The sequence below is a fragment of the Micromonospora sp. NPDC053740 genome (genome assembly GCF_040677775.1).
Taxonomy (GTDB): Bacteria; Actinomycetota; Actinomycetes; order Mycobacteriales; family Micromonosporaceae; genus Micromonospora; species Micromonospora alfalfae.
In genome coordinates, this window is record NZ_JBFASO010000001.1 from 256,494 (window position 1) to 274,792 (window position 18,299).

Here is an 18,299-nt window from a genome sequence, read left to right on the forward strand (position 1 = left end):
GTCTGGCGGACCACTGTTACGAAGACCAGCCCCGGCACCGAGATCCTGACGACCTCCCAGCGGCGACGTCAGCTGTCAAGGGACGGCGATGCACGCGAGTGATGGCTACGATCTGCGCCCATGCGCCGCGGAGCACCGTTACTGTCACTCGTCGTCCTGCTCGCCCTTCCCGCCTGCACCTCGAAACCAGAGGAACCCGGGGACGTGGCGTTGACCGTCTTCCTCGACAACGACGTGACCGTGGCGCAGAAGGGCAGCGTGGAGCAGCAGCTCCGGTCGATGCCCAGTGTCACTGAGGTGTCCCTGGAAACCCGCGAGCAGGCGTACGAGCGCCAGAAGGCGGATCTGAAGGACCAGCCCGACCTGCTGGCGGCCCTCAAGCCGGAGTACATGCCGGAGCTTCTGCACGCCACAGTCACCGACGCGTCGATCGCCGAGGCGATCGAACTGGTGATGGTTGAGGCCGACGGCGTGCAGGACGTGGCGCTCAGGATCGCGGACGTCGACCCTCGGCCATCGCGGATCGGCGTCATCGTCCGGCTCACGTCGTCGGCGACCGACGAACAACGCGCCGCCGTGGAGAAGGCCGTCCGGGCACTCCCAACGGCGAAGTCGATCGAATTCGAGGACCGCGACGCCGCGTACGAGCGCCTGCGCAAGCGGTGCCAGGGCAAGGGTGACCTGTCCACGCAGCTCCAACCGCAGATGACGCACGAGTCGTGGCGGTTCGAGATGCCCCTGAACGGACAAGGATCTGGCGTGGGCGAGCTGATGAGGCTCGACGGAGTCGACGGCGTACCCCTTGCCCCTCTGGCGATGCTGTAACGCCTGCGGCATCCACTGCCATGGCTCCTGACTGCGAGCACGACCACAGCTTCTCGTCGTGCGTAGGCTCACGGCTGTGCGCCCGTTGCTGATCGCCGAGACAGTGATGACGCCGCCGACCGTCGTCGAGTGGCTGACCGGCACGGGGTTGTTGGCGTGGAGCCGTCGTTCGCTGCGCGTGTTGCACTCGGACCTGACCGTCGCGCTGGCGTGGGAGTCCTCCGACGAGGACCCGAGCCTGGCCGTCGGCGTGGCTGCGGACCTGTCGCGGTTCGCGCTCGTGGGACCCCGCCAGGTGCAGGTCCGCAGCGCCGATGGCCGGGTCCTGTGGGAGGTCGAGCACGGCACTGTCTTCTCGACAGGTTGGCCCCGGCCGAGTTGTCACCTGGCCGGGGACGACCTTCTCTGGTTGTTTCTGCCCGACGCTGCCGGCGACCAACTCGTCGTGTTGGACGCGTCCGGGGGCGGGTCCGAGGTGGACCGGCGCCCCCTTCAGACCGTTGAGGGCTTCGCCACATTCATCCTGGACGCCAATCGACAGCACGTCGGGCTGCATGTCGCTGTGGGACCGGAGACCTGCCTCAGTTACCGCTGGACGACTGGCGATCGGCGGTTGGCCGCCGGGCAGAGCTTGAACGGCTGTCTGGCCGACATGAACGCCAGCGGGAGCTTCTACCTCTCCATGCCGCACGGCAGCGGCCGGATCGCGATACGCGATGTCGCCGACGACAGTGCCCGGGTGGAGCGCCGCTACGACGACATCCCGGAGTTCGGCGACTCCGACGACTACCGGATGCACGAGACCGCGGCCGTCGTATCCGACGACTGGGTCATTGTCGGCGTCGCGACCGACGAGGGTGACGCCGAGCAGCATCTCCTGCTTTCCACCCGCACGCTGCGCCCGCAGACCGTGCTGGACTACGGCGTCGACATGCCCCAGAACTCGATCCGGTCCGCCGGTGGACACGGGCGGTGGATGACGCACGACGCCCGCCTCGGGGTGCTCCGCCTCTGGCAGCTCCGGGAGCCACACACGGACGAGGTCGAGGGTCAACTGGCGCTGTGGTAGAGCTGTGGATCAGGAGCCGCCGGGCTGCGCTCGACGATCCCACAGCACCAGGCCGGTGAGCAGCATCGCGACGCCCAGACCGACCATTGCCAACCCCACCGCCGTGTGCGCGCTCCCGCCCAGGTGACCGGCCACGATCCACCCGCTGTCGATTCCGAACGCCAGCGGCATCAACCCCTGCGGGATCACCGGAATCCACCCGACGGTCAGCAACCCCAGCGCCCACGCTGTCGACTTGTTCTCCCGATACCACTGCGCGTCCCACGTCAGCGGGAGCGCCGTCTCCGGGGGGCGGCTCCGCTGACCGGCCGCGGCGAGCACAGTCGTGCCGCGCCGGGCGAGCCGCTCGTCGGCCAACCACACGCCACCCCACCAGGCGGCGGCGCCTCCGAGCAGCCCGACCAGCGGCAACAGCGGCGCCACCGCCGACGGGCCCCAGAAGGCCAGGGCGAGCACCGGCGCGGCGGCGAGCAGCCCGGCCGCTGTGGCAACCAGCACGCTGACGATGTCGGTCGGGTTGTCGGCCGCGGTCGGATGCCGCGGGTCGGCCACCGGGCGTACGCGCAGCAACGACACCCACACCGGCACCGACGCGCCCGCGCCGAGCAGGGCCGGCAGGGTGGAGAGTGCTGCCAGCGGGTCGACGTCGGGCGCGAGGAGGACACCGGCGACGGCGAGCAGCACCCCGATCGGGGTGACCAGCACCAGCCAGGCCACTGCCCGTCCCCGGACCTCCGCCCGTTCGCCGCCCGGTGTGGTGAGCGGCAGCCACAGCGCGGTGCCGTCCAGCCCGACCAGCCCGGCCGACATCGCCGCCGCGCCGAGCACTGCGAGCGGCCCGGCCCACGGCAGCAGGAGGTCCACGTCGGACAGCAGCGGCAGCCCGGCGAGCAGCGCCCCGTACACCACAGCGAACGCCAGATACTGCAACCGCAGCGGATGCCGCGTCCAGGCCCGCAACTCACGGCCCGCGACCGCCCGCGTCGCGGCCGGCACCCACGCCCACCACTCGCGCTCAACCGCGGCCGTCGACGCCGCCACGGTCCGGCGCGGCCGGAACGCCGCGCCGGCGGCGATCACCCTTCGGACAAGCATGATGTACGCGGCGGCGCAGAGCGCCACGATTCCCACCAGGGTCGCCATCAGGCGCACCCCTTGCCCGGTTGGCCCGGTCACGGCGGCGACCGGCCAGGCGCTCGGCACGTACGCCATGGCCCGGACCACCTCTCCCGGCGCTGCCACGAGCAGGACCGACACCCACGGGAAGACCGCCCAGAGCGACCCGGCGACACCCATCGCCGTACCGGTGAAGACGCCGGTGAGCAGCGCCCCGGCCGGACCGCCGGCGTGGCCGACGACCTCCAGCGCGATGGCCGAGCCGATCAGCCCGAGCAGCCAGAGCAGCACCGCGCCGCCGGCGGTGACGAGGACCGCGACGGTGCCGTACCGGGTGGCGTGCACCGGCAGCGCGGCGAGTGCCACCAGCGAGACAGCCGGACCGATACCGATCGCCGACGCGGCGAGCAGACCGATCGCGGCCGGAACCCCGCCGATCGGCTCCAACCGCAGGTGGGCCGGGCGGACCCGGCCACGACCGCCGCCGAGCAGCAGGGGCAACACGATCCAGCCGAGAACCCACGCCCCGGCGAGCAGGCCGAGTGTGTGCTGGTCACCGCGGAGCGCGTACCGGATCAACCAGGCGGCGGCGAGCAGACCGACCAGACCGGCCACCGTGGGGCCGGGGTGCTCGCGCAACGAGCGACGCAGCATCGTCGCGCGCATCCGGGCCGGTACCGCCATCGCGCCGAGGGTGCCGCCCAACCGGTCGGGGGCGGTCAGTTCCGCGCTCATCGTGCCCCGGTCAGCCAGTCCAGACCGGCGCTGCCGGAGGTTTCGGCGCCGACCAACTCGACGAACCGGTCCTCCAGGCTGCTGCCGGCGGCGACCTCGGTGACCGTCCCGGCGGCGACCACCCGGCCCTGATGGATCACGGTGACCTCGTCGCACATCTGCTCGACGAGCAGCATCGAGTGGGTGGACAGCACGCAGGTGCCGCCGCCGGCCACGAACCGGCGCAGCACCCGGCGGATGGTGGCCGCGGAGACCGGGTCGACCGCCTCGAACGGTTCGTCGAGCACGAGCAGCCGGGGCGCGTGCAGCAGCGCCTGGGCGAGGCCGAGCTTCTTGCGGGTGCCGGTGGAGCAGTCGGCCAACGGGGTGCCGGCACCCTTGGCCAGGCCGAGCACCTCGATCAGCTCGGCGGCACGGTCGGTGGCCGCGGCCCGGGGCAGCCCGCGCAGGCCGGCGCTATAGCGCAGCAGTTCGGCGCCGGTGAGGCGTTCGGGGAAGTCGAGGCCGTCGGGCAGCACGCCGGTCAGCGCGCGGGTCCCACGGCGGTCGCGCAGCGCGTCGTGGCCGAGGATCCGGATCTGCCCGGAGTCCGGGGTGACCAGACCGACTGCCATCCCGATGGTGGTGGACTTGCCGGCGCCGTTGGGCCCGACAATGCCGTGGAAGGTGCCGGGGTGCACGGTCAGATCGACGCCGTCCACAGCGCGATGCGCCGCGAAGGTCTTGACCAGGCCACGGATCTCGAGTGCCGGGGGGATCACGCGCCGAGCATAGGTGACAGTGCACGACGGCGTGGCCCACTGCTCGGGCCTCCACAGTGGTCGGACACCCTCAGGCCACGTGCAGCAGCCGGAAGCGTTCGGTCACCACCAGCGTGTCATCGTCCACTGTGAATTCTGGATCGCCCAGCTCGGCGCGTACCTCGGCGCTGTGCCAGAACTCCTCGTGCCCCGCACGCCACTGGGCCAGCGACTCGTCGCCCTCCCCCTCGGCCAGCGCGTGTGGCAGGTCGACGTCGGCGAGGCGGACCACCCGTACATCGGTCAGCTCGATGGCCGCGACCCGGCGGCCGGCGGAGTCCACCACCGCGGACAGTTGACCCACCTCGGGCAGCGGCTCGTTCGCGCACTCGTACCCGACCAGCAGACCGGTCGTCGACGTCTTCGCCCCGGACAGGATCGCGTCAACGAGCCTGTCCCGCAGTGGCCCCGGAAACGCGAACTCGGCAAGCGGAAGATCATCGAGGTCCATCCGCGGAGCGTACGCGACCCGGGCGCGGCCGTCGTCGACATGCTCGCGGCGACGTGGCACGGTTTCGTCATGGCCACCTACAGCGTCGCCCTCGTGCTGCTCGTCGATCCGTCGGGCGCGGTGCTCCTGCAGCACCGCGACGAGGATGTGGCCGTCTCGCCGGGCCAGTGGAGCCTGCCGGGTGGCCATGCCGAGCCCGGCGAGTCACCGGAGGAGGCGGCCCGCCGCGAACTACTGGAGGAGACTGGTCTGACAGTGGGTGAGCTGCACCCGCTGTGGAGCGGACCGCGCCCGTACGAGGCGGATTTCCCGCACACCGTGACTGTCCACGTGTTCCGTGGCACCACCACGGCCCGTCAGGAGGACGTGGTCCTCGGTGAGGGGCAGGCGATGGTGTTCGTCCCCCGGGACGAGGTGCTCGATCGTGAGCTGGCGGTCTCCGCCGCGCTCGTCCTGCGCATGATCTGACGTCGGGTACGGCTACGGCGTGGTGATGGTCTGCCTGTCGCGCGCCACGCAGTACACGTCGCCGGAGTTAGCGGAGTGCGGCAGGTCGCGCAGGTGCGTCGCCAGGTCGGTCGCTGACATCCAACGTCGGAACGTCATCGACTTGTCGTCGCCCACCGCGACGTCGAACCCGTCGAAGCCCAGCGCGGTCAGGCGATCGAGACACCTGTCGGCGACCGCACGCGCGATGGTGGTGAACTCGAACGACAACGCGGGCAGCGGGCGGCTCAGGCCGGCCAGCACCTCGTCCTCGAAACCCTCAACGTCGATCTTGGTGAAGGTCGGCACGCCGTACGTCTCGATCAGCGCGTCGACGGTGACCACCGCGACCTCGATGTCGGTGTCCCACACCTCGCCCTCCCACCCGCCCGCGCCCCTCGCGGCGCGGACGAAGTCCGGTGAGGCGGTCGAGACGGTGGGGTTGGCGGAGTTGACGTGCAACCGGGTGCGCCCAGAGAGCGCGCCACACGCTGCGTCCACAACTGTCACCTTGTCGTCGTCGGCGTAGATCGCCCGCAGGGCGCGCAGACACAGCGGCTGCGGTTCCACAGCGACGACCCGGGCACCGAGGCGACGGAAGCTGGCGATGTGGTCGCCCACGTGGGAGCCGATGTCGAAGACGAGGTCCCCGCCGCTGACGAAGCGGGAGTAGAACGCGTCCATCCTCGCGTCCCGCTCGGGATCGCCGTAGTAGACGTCAAGCGACCGGTGCAGCAGCGACATTGTCGGGTCGGTCCGGAGCGCGGCGATCCTGGTGTCGGTGGTAGCCGTCATCTGTCTGGGGTCCAGTCCGTGAGAGAGGTGGCCGGGTTACTGTCCGAAAGCGGTCAGGAACCGGTCCCGGAAGGCGTCCATCCGCCAGACCGGCGCCTGCGGCCCGGGCTTCAGCCCGTCCTGCCAGCCCCACCCGGAGATCCGGTCCAACACGGCCCGGTCCCGGGTGATGATCGAGATCGGGACGTCGTGGCTGGCGTTCTCGCCGGTGACGACTGCGGCTGGTTGGTGGTCACCGAGGACGATGAACACGAGGTCGTCGTCTCCGTAGGTCCGCACGTAGGAGATGAGCGCGCCGAGGGTGTACTCGATGGACTTTCGGTAGTCCGCCCGGATCTGGGCGGTGTTGCGGCGCTTGTCGTCGGACCTGCCCACGCCGGCCCCACGGTAGACCGCGCCGTCGCCGACGTCGGCCCAGTCGAGCAGCGGCGGGACGGGTGTCCAGGGCGCGTGACTCGACACCAGTGCCAGCTCGGTCATCACATTGCCGTCGCGCTTCGCCTGCTCCAGGCGCTGCCAGCTGGCGAGGGTGTACTGGTCGGGCGGGGTGCCGAAGCTGAACTTCGGGCCACGGTACGCGAGCTTCCTGGCGTCGTAGAACCGGTCGTAGCCGAAGAAGGAACCCTCCGGCCAGGCCCTGGTGACGGCGGGCATCACGCCGACGGTCTGCCAGTTCGCCCGGCGGAAGGCGCCGTTGAGGGTCATCCGGTCACTGGCCAGCAGGGTGCGGTGCCGCTGGTCGTTGTCGATCCAGAGGCCGGAGAGCAGCGTGTCGTGCGCGAGCCAACTGCCGCCACCGAAGGTCGGCGAGGTGAGGAAGCCGCTCTGCGCGGCGAAACCCGCCGCGCTCAGCTCGCTGGTGCCACTGTCGAGCACCGCACCGACCTGCGGCGCGAACTCCGGGTCCTCGACGGCGTCCCGGCCGTAGCTCTCCACGAAGGCGACGACCACGTTCTTGCCGCGCAGCGCGGTCAGTAGCTGGTCACCGGGGGTGTCACCGTACCTGTCGGCCTCGATCAGCGCGCCGAACGTCTCGCGGTCGTCGAGGCGCAGGCGCACCTGGAAGCCGTGACCGTTGGCCAGTGTGGTCGCGGACGTGTCGGCGACCGGCACGCCCTCGACCACCCGCACGTTGAACGCGGCGCAGGCCACCCAGACGACCACCAGCGCGGCCACGATCCGGGTGGTCCCGGTGCGGTGCCGGACCACCAGCCGCCGCAGTCGCCGCATCGACAGCGTGACCAGTGTGGGCAGGCCCACGAGCACCACCGCCAGGGTGATGGCGACGCCGATGGCGGCCGGTCGGCCGTACGACTCGCTGAGGAAGGCGAACCCCTCGTCGAGGAGCGCCCAGTCGAGCACCGGGTCGAACGCCCGGCTCAGCGCGGCGGTGAAGCCCAGGTCGAGCAGCTTCAACAGGCCGAGCAGGCCGAGTGCCGCGCCGGCCACCGTCGCGACCAGTCGGCTGCCGCGAGCGGGCAGAGCGAGCAGGAGGGCCACTACCAGCAGCGCCTCCAGGGGGATCCGCGCGAACGCCGCCGGGCTGAGTCGGCCGAAGTCGTACGGCACGGTGAGGACGAGCAGGACGAGCAGCGCGGCCAGCACTGTCGTCAGCCGGGCGGCGACGGAGCGTCTCGGCCGTTCCTCGGCATCGGTGCCGTCGGCGGTCCCGCCGGAGGTTTCGCCAGTCATCGCCCTCCGTCCCTGGCTCGGCAGCTGCCGTACGCGCGTCAAGAGCGACAACCCGGGCATCCTTCCATGATCTTTGTTGGGCGCGGCGTCCGGGCGGCTCAGACGCGGGCGATCCCGCGTCGGGCCACCGTGACAGTGGGACGGTCCGACCACTGCAGCCCATCGGTCTGGCCCGGGGTCAGCTCGGCCAGGCCTGCTGCGGCCCTCGGGGTGCTGTGGCTCGCCGAGCTGGCCGGTTGGACAGTCGCGTCCGGGGCGCAGTGGATGACGGTGTGGCGGAGGTGCCGGGTCGTCCAGAGCCAGGCGACGTCACGCCCGAACGACTCGACAAGCAGTGCCACCGACGCCACAAGCACCACTGTCGTCAGCGGCGCGGGCAGGATGTCGGCCATCGCCACCGTCAACACCACGCCCTGGGTCGCGGCGACGACCTTGTTCCAGTACCGCGGTGGCGCGGATCCCCGCATCCACTCCAACACCCAGGTCGCGGCGCCGTAGAGGTAGCGCATCGCGCCGATCACGAGCACCCAGGCACCCACCGTGGGTGCCACGTGCAGGCAGAGCACCAGGACCAGGAAGGAGTCGATCTCCATGTCGAAGCGCGCGCCGAGTTCGCTGGTGGTCCCGGTGCGGCGGGCCGTGTATCCGTCCACGGCGTCGAGGGCCAACGCCACGCTGGTGAGGACGACCATCACTGTGACCGGCGCCGACCGGCCGAACGAGTCGGCGGCCAGGGCCGTCACGCCGCCGACGAGGATCGCCCGGCTCAGGGTCACCCGGTCCGCCGGGCTGAGCGCGCCCGCGCCCGAGCGGGACATCCCCTTGCTGAGCAGGGCGCACAGGACCATCCCGTACGCCAGACCCGCCACCCAGCCCGCCGTGCCCAGACCGACCGTCTCCGCCAGCACCGCCAGCAGGACGATCTGCACGAGCAGTCCGATGACCGGACCAGTTCGAACCGTTGACATCGTGCCTCCGTGACTCTGGTGGGTGACCCTGACCGTCATCACGGAAAATATGACCGATCGGTTCATTCTGAACGCGACCCGGCAGGGCGCCACGGAGGACGTGCCCCTTCGACGGGCGGTTAATCGCCCATCGTGGGTGGCCCGTCGTCGGCTCACCGATGAGGGCGTCGATCGTGCCGTACGGGTCAGGGCGTCGGCAGCGTGAGCACATCCGCACCGTCGTCGGTGATGGCGATGGTGTGCTCGCTGTGCGCCGTCCGGCAGCCCGTCGCGCTGCGGAGGGTCCAGCCGTCGGCATCGGTGACGAGCGTGGCGGTGTCCGCCATCACCCACGGTTCCAGCGCCAGCAGCAGCCCCGGGCGTAGCCGGTAGCCGCGACCGGGGCGCCCGGTGTTGGAGACGTGCGGGTCCTGGTGCATCGTCGATCCGACGCCGTGGCCGCCGAACTCCGTGTTGACCGAGTATCCCGCCGCGTTGAGGACCGAGCCGATCGCGTGGGAGATGTCACCGATGGGAACGCCGGGGCCGGCGGCGGCGATCCCCGCCCGCAACGCGCGCTCGGTCGCGTCGATCAGCGCGACGCTCTCCGGTGGTCGGACGTCGCCGATCATGAAGCTGATGGCCGAGTCCGCGACGACCCCACGGTGGGAGACGGCGAGGTCGAGCGAGAGCAGATCGCCGTCGGCGAGCGGGTAGTCGTACGGCAACCCGTGCAGCACTGCGTCATTGACCGACGTGCAGATGTAGTGGCCGAACGGCCCCCGCCCGAAGGACGGCTCATAGTCGACGTAGCAGGACTGCGCCCCGGCTTCGGTGATCATGGCCTGCGCCCACCGGTCGATGTCCAGAAGGTTGGTGCCGACCACGCAGCGGCTCTTCAACGTCTGCAGGATGCCGGCGACCAGCGCGCCGGTGTCCTTCGCTCGCAGCACGTCGGTGGGGCTCAGGATCTCGATCATGCAGCGCCTTCCTCGGGCGACCAATAAGTATCCCGGCCATATTATCCCGGTACTAGAATCGGGACATGGTCAGGTTGCCGCTCACTCCCGAAGAGCTCGAACGCGGACAGCGCCTCGGCGCGCTCCTGCGTCGAGCCCGTGGAGAGCGTTCGATGCTCCTCACCGCGCTGGACGCGGGCGTCTCACCAGAGACCCTTCGAAAGATCGAGTCCGGCCGGATAGCCACCCCCGCCTTCCCGACCATCGCGGCGATCGCCGACGTCCTCGGCCTCTCCCTCGACGCCGTCTGGTCGGAGATCAACAAGCCGGACGGCGGTGCCGAACTGCCTCGACCGACGCGCCCCGCGCGCGAGCGGTTGGCCTCCTAGCGCGCGACGGCCTGTCGCCAGCGCCAAACGCGAATGCGGTCAGGATCCGTTTGAACCGCAGGCTGTCACTGTGCCGCCGGAAAAGCGCTTCCCACGATAGATAACCTAACAGCGATCCTTCCCGACCGGTATCGGGCAGACGCCCGACTGCGCAGGTCAGCGGCGGTGGCTAGGTTCGCCCAATGCCCACCACCACAATCAGTGCGGAATCCGCTGGCACCTGGACGCTCGGCGATCTCACCGTCAATCGGATCGGATTCGGCGCGATGCGCCTGACGGGTAGCGCCGGCGCGGCGAGCGACCGCGCGCGGGTCATCAGATTGCTACGCCAGGCGGTCGACCTCGGGGTGAACCACATCGACACTGCCGCGTTCTACTTCTCGCCGCTCCGGTCGGCCAACGAGTTGATCAACACGGCGCTGTCGCCGTACCCCGACGACCTGGTCATCACGACGAAGGTCGGACCGGGCCGCGACCCCTCGGGCGAGTGGCAGCCGCTGGCCCGGCCGGATCAGCTGCGTGGGCAGGTCGAGGAGAACCTGCGCCAACTCGGCCGCGACCAGTTGGATGTCGTGAACCTGCGCCAGGACGGGCTGGACTCGGTGGCGGAGCACTTCGGCGCGCTGGCCGAACTCCGTGACGCCGGCCTCATCCGGCATCTCGGCCTGTCCAACATCCGTCCGCACCACCTCGCGCAGGCGCAGGCGATCGCCCCGGTGGTCTGCGTGCAGAACACGTACGGTGTGGACACCCGACGTACGCAGGATCAGCTCGTGCGTACCTGCGGTGAACAGAACGTCGCATTCGTGCCGTTCTTCGCGATCGCCGGCGACCGACGTGAGACCGGCGGCGTGGCCGCCAACACGGCAGTGGAGGCCATCGCGCGCACGCACGGCGTGACGCCGGCACAGGTGCGGATCGCATGGACCCTCAGCCGCGGCCCGCACCTGCTGGCCATCCCCGGTACCGGCAACCCCGATCACCTGGTCGAGAACCTGGCCGCCGGGGCGCTGGTCCTGTCGCCTGACGAGTTGGCCAGCCTCGACTAGCGACCCCCGACAGGAGCTGGTCCCGGTCGACGAGCGACCGGGACCAGCGGGTGGCGTGCTCAGGAGGCGGCGATGCCCTCCATGCCGATGCCGTCGGTGAACTTCGGCAGACCCTCCACTGTGGTGACGAGCTTCAGAGAGCCGTCGTCGTTGACCTCGTAGCCCTGCACGTTGCCGGCGGTGGCGTTCTGCACGTACAGGAAGCCGTCGCTGGTGGTCATGTCGATCGACCCGCCGTTGGTGTCGGCGGCGACGTTCTTGACGATTTCCAGCTTGCCGTCGTCGTTGACCCGGTAGGAGCTGATGGTGGAGCTGCCGGCGTTGGCGACGAAGAAGTAGTCGCCGACGCGCTGGATCCAGCACGGCGCCTGCTGGCCGTTGGGCACCGACGGGCCGACCTGGTCGAGTGCGCCGTCGTCCTCCAGCTCGAACCGGCTCACCGCGTTAGCGCCCGACTCGGTGACCAGCAGCGAGTCCTCGGTGTCGAAGGTGAAGCCGAACGGGGTGTTGCCCGCGTCGCTGATGACGGGGTTGCGGGACAGTTCGCCGTGGCGACCGATCTCGTAGCTGAACATGACGTTGGCGCCCTTGGTGGACACCAGCACGAACTCGCTGTCCGGGTCGATCTTGACCTGGGCCGGGGCGGTTCCGAACGCGGGCGGGTTGCCGTTGTGCAGCCCGAGCGACCGGTTGGCGTCCTCGATCCGGGACAGCCGCCCCTTCTGCAGCTCGAAGCCCTGCACAGAACCCTCGCCACCGGCGTTGAGCACGTAGACGAGGTCACCACGGGCCGCGACGCTGACCGGCAGGAGACCGCCGGACCAGATGACCTGGAGCTTGTGCAGCCGGGTGCCCTCGACGCGGAAGACCGTCACGGTGTTGCTGCCGGCGTTCACCGCGAACAGCAGCCCCTTGTGGTAGGTCAGGGAACCCTGCGAGGCCAGCGCGTCGAGTGGCGCGCCGATGGTGAAGCCGCCCAGCCCGCCGGTCTCGTACTCGCCGGCCTTGGTGAGACGGCCGTCCTCGTCGCGGTCGTACACCTTGATGGTGTTGCCCTCGGCCTTGTTGGTCTGGACGAAGACCGCGCCCTCGTCGCCGTGGTGGTGATCACCCCCCTTGCGGTCGTCGTGGTACCCAGGGCCGCCGCCATCGGCGAAGGCGGTCCCCGGGATCGATCCGACGCTGGTCAGGCCTGCCAGGAGGGCTGCCGCGAGCGCGACGCTGCGCTTCATCTCTGACTCCTTATGCACCCGAAGGGAGGAATACGAGTTTTCCTCTCCTTCAAAAGGTATCGGAGCAGCTAGGCGGGTTGGCCATACTTACCCTAAAGCGGTAATTTCGTGCCGTTCTGTGGAATCCCCGGGCGGGCAGGCGGACGTTGGCCTACGGCGAAGCGGACCTTCGGCGCGTCGGGGCGGAATTCCGCAGGGTGCTAGGCGTCGCGGCGCAGCGTGAACCAGAAGGTCGGCACCGAGTTGGTGCCCGGCGTGACGTCGATCAGTTCCCAGCCGGTGAACCTGGCTCGGAGCTCGTCGGCGGTGACGCCCGCCGCCCACGAGGTGACCTCGGGGATCGGACTGCCGAGCGGCTCGGGGCCGTACCCGAACATCAGCAACAGCGCTCCGGGGGCGGCGCGCTGGGTGAGCCCGGCGGCGTAGGCGTCGCGGCGGTGCAGTGGGACCCCGCAGTAGCAGCTCAGGTCGAAGAACAGGTCGAAGGGGCCTGGCAGGTCCAGCTCGTCGAGGCGGGTGGCGTCTCCGTGCAGCAGCCGTACGGCCACTCCCGCCGCCGCGGCCTTCTCCCTGGCCTGGTCGACGGCGCGGTCGATCAGGTCGACGGCCGCCACGTCCCAGCCGTGCCGGGCGAGGTAGGTGGCGTTGGTCCCCGTGCCGCAGCCGAGTTCGAGGGCGCGGCCGGGCGGTAGTGCGCCGCGCCCCTCCACCAGGTCGATCAGCTCGGGCGGAGTCACGCCGGTGTCCCACGGTGGCTTGCCGGTGCGGTAGTAGCCCTCCAGCGCGCGGTGGACGGACTCCTCCTCCGTGTCGCGCCGCGTCGAGGCCAGGTCCGGTCCCGGGTTCGGGGTGGCGTGGGGCTGGTTCATCGTCTCCTCCAAGAATTTATAGTGCAACTCTAGTGACTGACTCTAAAGGTAGGCTCGCAATATGGACAGAGTCAAGCGGCCCGACAAGCGAGCCGAGCGCTCCCGCCGCACCCGCGAGAAGGTCGTCGAGGCGGCTCGCGAGCTGTTCATCGCGCAGGGCTACGGGGCGACGAGCCTGCAGGAGGTCGCGGACCGGGCGGGCGTGGCCGTCCAAACTGTCTACTTCGTCTTCCGCAACAAGCGCACGCTGTTCAAGGACGTCGTCGATACGTCCATCGCCGGGGACACCGAGCCGGTCGCCACAATGGATCGGGAGTGGTTTCGCGCCGCGTGCGCCGAGCCCACCGCAGCCGGGCAATTGCGCGCGCACGTCCACGGCACCCGCGAGATCCTGGGCCGGGTCGCCCCGATCATGCCGCTGATCGCGGCTGCCGCAGCCACCGACCCGGAGATCGCCGCACAGTGGCCGGACGGCCCCGACCCGCGTTACACGGTGCAGTACGCGGTGGCCGAAGCCCTGGTCGGCAAGCCCGACACCCGTCCCGGCCTCTCCGTCGAGATGGCCGCGGACCTGCTGTTCGGCCTGCTCAGCCCGCAGCTCTACCTGATCTTCGTCCGGGACCGCGACTGGTCACCGGACGCGTGGGAGGAGTGGGCCCGCACCGCCCTGACCTCCCAACTCTGCGCCGACGGCGCGTGAGGCGCGGGGAGGTCAGGGGTCAGCGCGGGTCGGGCCACCACGGTTCGAGGAGGGTGGGGTCGGCGACGTACTGCGCCACCTGCGTCCGCTGCTCCGGGGTCAGGGACAGCGCCCGGAGTCGGGCACCCCACTCGGGCACCCGGTCGGCCTTGCCCAACGCGGTTGCCAGCTCGATCAGGCCGGCCAGCGCCGTCGCCCGCTCGACCACCGGGGCGTCCTCGGCGCGGCGGCGAATCCCCGAGTCGAGCGCCCGGTAGGCCGCCCGGTCGTCCATCTTGAACTCGCGCAGGATCCGCGCGTTGTCGAGCACCCGGGCCAGCCCGTCAAGCTCCTGCGACCCGCCGTACTCCACCTCCATCGGCTCGTCCCGCTGGATGAACACGATGGTGTTGCCCGACGGGTCGACGATGCTGAACCGCGACGCCCCGGCGCGGTAGCGGGTCATCCGGGGAAGGCCCTTGACGAGCACCTTGCCGTAGCTGCGGCGCATCGCCTCGGTGAACACCGCGTGGTACGACGCCACCGCGTCCACCATCACCAGGCAGCCGCCGGAATGCTCCTTCGCCGGGTCCAGGTCCTTGGGCGCCGGGCCGTAGTGCAGCTGGAGCCCACTCCAGGTGAAGGCCAGGTACACGTACGGCTTGAGCTGCTCGTAGGCCACCTCGAAGCCGAGCGCCCGCCAGAACGCCAGGGTCTCCTCCGGGGCCGGGCAGTGCAGCAGCGGCACTGTGGTCTCGTTCGGTTGGACACGGTCCGCATTGGTCGTCATCGTCGATCCCCGTCCGGTCGGCAGGCCGGCCATTGTGCCAGCATCACCGAGCGACCCTCGAGGGGTTTCGTCTCCTACCCAGGGAGGAGGCGGGCTCCGACCAGCGGCCGCAACCGGGGCTCGGGGTCGGACGCGATCGGCGGACGCGGCTACGACCATCTACAGACATGACTACCGTTGTGCGCCGGGCGGCGCGCTGGAACCGCCCGCTGATGTTCCTGGTATCCGTGATGGCGGTGCTCACCGTCATCACCGTGGTCGGCATCCTCGTCGACTCGCGCGTCCTGACCGGGGCGCCGATCTGGCTCAAGCCGTTCAAGTTCGCCGTGTCGTTTGTGCTGTACGGCGCCACGCTCGCCTGGATGCTCTCCCTGCTGCCGCGACGCAGCCGGGCCGTCGAGAGGGCGGTCGTCGTCATCGTCGCGGTGGCGGTCGTCGAGAACGCGGTGATCGTCGGTCAGGTGATCCGCGGGCAGACCAGCCACTTCAACGACAGCACCCCGGTGAACACCGCGCTGTTCGCGGCGATGGGGGCGGCGATCATGGTGCTGTTCTTCGCGCACCTCGTCATCGGGATCGTGGTCCTGATCCAGCGGATCCCCGATCGGGTCGCCGCAACCGCCGTCGGATGGGGGCTCGGCCTGTCCCTGCTGGGCATGCTCGCGGCGGTGCCGATGGCGCTGCCGATGCAGGACCCGGGGATCGAGGGGATCGGTGGGGCGCACAGCGTCGGCGTGCCCGACGGTGGGCCGGGGTTGCCCGTCGTCGGTTGGAGCACCACGGGCGGTGACCTGCGGATCGGGCACTTCGTGGGGCTGCACGCCCTTCAGGCGTTGCCGATCCTGGCGATCCTGCTGAGCCGGTTCGCGACGCGGTTGGACGAGCGCACCCGCGCCCGGCTGCTGGTCGTCGCGGGCGGCGCGTACGGCGTACTCACAGTGCTGTTGACCTGGCAGGCCCTGCGCGAACAACCGCTGCTGCGGCCGGACGCCGTCACGCTCGCCGCGCTCGCGGCACTGGTGGTCGCGACGGCGAGCGCCACCGGCCTGGTGCTGGCCCGCCGACGTCGCCCGGAACTGGCGCTGGCCGCGTGACCGCGACGCTGTTCTCCCTGACGTTCGCGGTGGCCGCGCCGTTCTGGGCGCTGATGATCCTGCTGCCGCGCTGGTCGTGGACCGCCCGGATCATCGCCTCGCCGCTGATCGTGGCGCCGGTCGTGGTGATCTACGCGCTGCTGGTGCTGCCGGCGTTCGGCGACGTGCTGCCGGCCGTGGGGTCGCCGACCTTGGCCGGGGTGCGCGACCTGCTCGGCACCTCCGACGGGGCCGCGGCGGGTTGGGCGCACATGATCGCGTTCGATCTGTTCGTCGGGCGGTGGGCGTGGTTGGACAGCCGCGATCGGGGGGTGCCGGCGCTGGTGATGGCTCCGGTGCTGCTGCTGACCATCCTGCTCGGACCGCTCGGTCTGGCCGCGTACCTCGCGGTCCGGACCCGGTGGCGGCGGCCGGCGGCCGTCGCCACCGGCCCGCAGCACCTAGGCTGACCACCGTGAGCTGGCCGGGGCGACTGTTCGACGTGCGGGACACCCTCGTGCGGATGGTGCTGCTCGATCTCAGCGGGCTGTGCTACCTGCTCTTCGTTCCGCACTCCACCAGCACGCCCACGACACCACAGTGGATCCTCGCGGTGCTCGCGTTCGCCGTGGCGCTGGCGGCGCACCGTCGGCCGGTGGTCAACCTGGTGGCGCAGGCCGCCCTGCTGACTGTCGCGATCTGCCTGGTCGACGACTTCACCATCAACCAGGTTGGCGCGAGTTGGGCACTGCTCGAGATCACCATGCGGGCGCGCCGCCCCCGGACCATCTGGCTGTCCGCCGTGCTGCTGGTGGTGGTGGACCTGACCGACTCGGTCGGCGACCCGGTCGGCCAGGTCGCCTCGGGCGTCGTCGGCCTGGCCCTGGAGGTCGGTGTGCCGGTGCTGCTCGGCCTCGTCATCCGCGCCAACCGGGAGCTGAGTCGGCAGGCCGTGGAGCGGGCGGTGGCCGAGCAACGCCAGCACGAGTCGGAGAGTCGCGCGGCCCGCGCCGACGAACGCAGCGCCATCGCCCGCGAGTTGCACGACGTCGTCGCGCACCATGTGGCGTCGATGGTGCTGCGGGTCGGCGTGGCCCGGCACGTGCTCACCGACCTGGACCCGCGGGTGGGCGAGGTCTTCGACGACGTGCACGGCACCGGCACCGCGGCCCTCGCGGAACTGCGCCGGCTGGTCGCGGTGCTGCGCAACCCCGACGGGGTACGCGGCGACGCGGCGCTGACCGCCATCGAACCGTCCGCGCTGCCGGCGGCGATCGGCGCGTCCATCGACCGGGCCCGGCAGGCGGGTGTCACTGTGGAGGCCGATCTCGACCCGGCGATCGGTTCACTCGACGCGGTGCGCGGCATGGCGGTGCTGCGGCTGACCCAGGAGGCGCTGACCAACGTGGCCAAACACGCGGGGACGTCGGCGCTCGCGCATCTCGTGGTCGCTGTCCGGGACGGCTCCGTGCACTGGGAGGTCACCGACAACGGGCGCGACGGGGTGCCGGCGGGCGTGCCGGTCGGTGGCGGCCACGGCATCACCGGGATGCGCGAGCGTGTCGAGGTCCTCGGCGGCCGGTTGGAGGCGGGGCCGACCGGCACCGGATGGCGGGTACGGACCGTCCTTCCGGCAGTGGCCGCCGCCGCGCCGGTCGGGTCGGTGCCCCGCGAGCGGGAGGCCCCGGCCGGGTCGCCCGCGCCGGAGCCGGCGTGATCCGGGTGCTGCTGGTCGACGACCAGCACCTCATCCGGGCCGGGCTGCGCATGCTCTGCGACGCCCAGCCCGACATCGAGGTCGTCGGGGAGGCCGACAGCGGCCGGGAGGCGATTCCGCTGGCCGGGCGGCTGCTCCCCGACGTCGTCGTCATGGACCTGCGGATGCCCGGTGTCGACGGGATCACCGCGACCAGCCGGATCCTCGCCGAACGCCCCGCCACCCGAGTCCTGGTGCTGACCACGTTCGGCGACGACGACCACCTCTACCCCGCGCTGACCGCGGGAGCGTGCGGGTTCCTGCTCAAGGACGCGCCCCCGACCGAGCTGCTGGACGGCATCCGCCGGGCCGCCGTCGGTGACAGCCCGTTCAGTCCGGAGGTGCTGCGTCGCCTCGTGCAGCGCGCGGTGCACGCCCGCCCGGGGTCACCGCCGGCCCTGCCGGGCCTGACCGCCCGGGAACGGGACGTGCTCGACCTGGTCGCCGAGGGCCTGTCCAACACCGAGATCGCCGACCAGCTCCACATCGGTGTCACCACCGTCAAGACCCACATCACCAGCCTGATGACCAAGACCGACAGCCCGAACCGGGTACGCCTGGCCCTGTTCGCTCGCGGCGTCTGACGC

19 protein-coding genes and 1 pseudogene are annotated in these 18,299 nt (G+C 70.8%); 10 read left to right on the forward strand and 10 right to left on the reverse strand.

All coding sequences use genetic code 11. From position 1 onward, the window contains the following. Positions 1–120: 120 nt before the first annotated feature. Entirely contained in the window at positions 121–825 is a 705-nt protein-coding gene (locus tag AB0K35_RS01130) for a permease-like cell division protein FtsX (protein ID WP_357359778.1), read from the forward strand. Between the two features lie 76 nt (positions 826–901). Then, the gene (locus AB0K35_RS01135; RefSeq protein ID WP_363882746.1) at positions 902–1,894 is read left to right on the forward strand and encodes a hypothetical protein; all 993 of its coding nucleotides are present in this window, start codon (positions 902–904) and stop codon (positions 1,892–1,894) included. 9 nt (positions 1,895–1,903) lie between these two features. Here AB0K35_RS01135 and AB0K35_RS01140 read toward each other — a convergent pair whose 3' ends face one another. The 3 genes from AB0K35_RS01140 to AB0K35_RS01150 form a co-directional block, all read right to left on the reverse strand. Continuing rightward, a complete protein-coding gene (locus AB0K35_RS01140) occupies positions 1,904–3,745 on the reverse strand; it encodes a hypothetical protein (protein WP_238669471.1) in 1,842 nt (613 codons plus the stop codon). Further along, positions 3,742–4,506 carry an ABC transporter ATP-binding protein gene (locus AB0K35_RS01145; RefSeq protein WP_363882749.1) on the reverse strand — a complete coding sequence of 255 codons (765 nt, stop codon included), beginning with the start codon at positions 4,504–4,506 and terminating at the stop codon, positions 3,742–3,744. Before AB0K35_RS01145 ends, AB0K35_RS01140 begins: the two co-directional genes overlap by 4 nt. Positions 4,507–4,576: 70 nt before the next feature. After that, a complete protein-coding gene (locus AB0K35_RS01150; RefSeq protein WP_363882752.1) occupies positions 4,577–4,996 on the reverse strand; it encodes an ASCH domain-containing protein in 420 nt (139 codons plus the stop codon). 69 nt (positions 4,997–5,065) lie between these two features. Between AB0K35_RS01150 and AB0K35_RS01155 the strand changes: the two genes are divergently transcribed. Further along, the gene (locus tag AB0K35_RS01155; protein WP_363882755.1) at positions 5,066–5,464 is read left to right on the forward strand and encodes an NUDIX domain-containing protein; all 399 of its coding nucleotides are present in this window, start codon (positions 5,066–5,068) and stop codon (positions 5,462–5,464) included. Positions 5,465–5,476: 12 nt separating this feature from the next. Here AB0K35_RS01155 and AB0K35_RS01160 read toward each other — a convergent pair whose 3' ends face one another. The 4 genes and pseudogenes from AB0K35_RS01160 to map form a co-directional block, all read right to left on the reverse strand. Further along, entirely contained in the window at positions 5,477–6,277 is an 801-nt protein-coding gene (locus AB0K35_RS01160; protein WP_363882758.1) for an FkbM family methyltransferase, read from the reverse strand. A 36-nt stretch (positions 6,278–6,313) separates the two neighbouring features. Next, positions 6,314–7,969, reverse strand: coding sequence for a sulfatase-like hydrolase/transferase (locus tag AB0K35_RS01165; RefSeq protein ID WP_363882761.1), 1,656 nt, complete (start codon positions 7,967–7,969; stop codon positions 6,314–6,316). Between the two features lie 293 nt (positions 7,970–8,262). Next, positions 8,263–8,937: pseudogene (locus tag AB0K35_RS01170) on the reverse strand (CDP-alcohol phosphatidyltransferase family protein); the annotation flags it as partial. A 185-nt stretch (positions 8,938–9,122) separates the two neighbouring features. Next, on the reverse strand, positions 9,123–9,896 hold the full coding sequence (gene map / locus AB0K35_RS01175; RefSeq protein WP_238669476.1) for a type I methionyl aminopeptidase: 774 nt from the start codon (positions 9,894–9,896) through the stop codon (positions 9,123–9,125). A gap of 65 nt (positions 9,897–9,961) precedes the next feature. Between map and AB0K35_RS01180 the strand changes: the two genes are divergently transcribed. Continuing rightward, entirely contained in the window at positions 9,962–10,264 is a 303-nt protein-coding gene (locus AB0K35_RS01180) for a helix-turn-helix transcriptional regulator (protein ID WP_238669477.1), read from the forward strand. Between the two features lie 182 nt (positions 10,265–10,446). After that, a complete protein-coding gene (locus AB0K35_RS01185; protein WP_363882765.1) occupies positions 10,447–11,313 on the forward strand; it encodes an aldo/keto reductase in 867 nt (288 codons plus the stop codon). A gap of 59 nt (positions 11,314–11,372) precedes the next feature. On the opposite strand, the gene AB0K35_RS01190 is transcribed toward AB0K35_RS01185, so the two are convergent. Together AB0K35_RS01190 and AB0K35_RS01195 are read right to left on the reverse strand one after the other, a co-directional pair. After that, positions 11,373–12,545, reverse strand: a complete 1,173-nt coding sequence (locus AB0K35_RS01190; protein ID WP_238669479.1) for a beta-propeller fold lactonase family protein — start codon at positions 12,543–12,545, stop codon at positions 11,373–11,375. A 200-nt stretch (positions 12,546–12,745) separates the two neighbouring features. Further along, positions 12,746–13,414, reverse strand: coding sequence for a class I SAM-dependent methyltransferase (locus tag AB0K35_RS01195; RefSeq protein ID WP_238669480.1), 669 nt, complete (start codon positions 13,412–13,414; stop codon positions 12,746–12,748). Positions 13,415–13,475: 61 nt separating this feature from the next. Between AB0K35_RS01195 and AB0K35_RS01200 the strand changes: the two genes are divergently transcribed. After that, on the forward strand, positions 13,476–14,114 hold the full coding sequence (locus AB0K35_RS01200; RefSeq protein ID WP_363882770.1) for a helix-turn-helix domain-containing protein: 639 nt from the start codon (positions 13,476–13,478) through the stop codon (positions 14,112–14,114). Positions 14,115–14,133: 19 nt separating this feature from the next. Here the strand turns inward: AB0K35_RS01200 and AB0K35_RS01205 are convergent, their stop codons facing one another. After that, on the reverse strand, positions 14,134–14,883 hold the full coding sequence (locus AB0K35_RS01205; protein ID WP_363882773.1) for a glyoxalase: 750 nt from the start codon (positions 14,881–14,883) through the stop codon (positions 14,134–14,136). Between the two features lie 167 nt (positions 14,884–15,050). Between AB0K35_RS01205 and AB0K35_RS01210 the strand changes: the two genes are divergently transcribed. Genes AB0K35_RS01210 through AB0K35_RS01225 form a run of 4 tightly spaced genes read left to right on the forward strand, consistent with a single transcriptional unit; the run spans position 15,051 to position 18,296 of the window. Continuing rightward, positions 15,051–15,977: a hypothetical protein gene (locus AB0K35_RS01210; RefSeq protein WP_363882776.1), complete on the forward strand. Its 927-nt coding sequence runs from the start codon at positions 15,051–15,053 to the stop codon at positions 15,975–15,977. Then, positions 15,974–16,426 carry an ABA4-like family protein gene (locus AB0K35_RS01215; protein WP_238669484.1) on the forward strand — a complete coding sequence of 151 codons (453 nt, stop codon included), beginning with the start codon at positions 15,974–15,976 and terminating at the stop codon, positions 16,424–16,426. Before AB0K35_RS01210 ends, AB0K35_RS01215 begins: the two co-directional genes overlap by 4 nt. Before the next feature lie 5 nt (positions 16,427–16,431). Continuing rightward, positions 16,432–17,673 carry a histidine kinase gene (locus AB0K35_RS01220; RefSeq protein WP_363882779.1) on the forward strand — a complete coding sequence of 414 codons (1,242 nt, stop codon included), beginning with the start codon at positions 16,432–16,434 and terminating at the stop codon, positions 17,671–17,673. Then, positions 17,670–18,296, forward strand: a complete 627-nt coding sequence (locus AB0K35_RS01225) for a response regulator transcription factor (protein ID WP_238669486.1) — start codon at positions 17,670–17,672, stop codon at positions 18,294–18,296. The genes AB0K35_RS01220 and AB0K35_RS01225 overlap by 4 nt, the downstream gene beginning before the upstream one ends. Positions 18,297–18,299 lie beyond the last annotated feature (3 nt).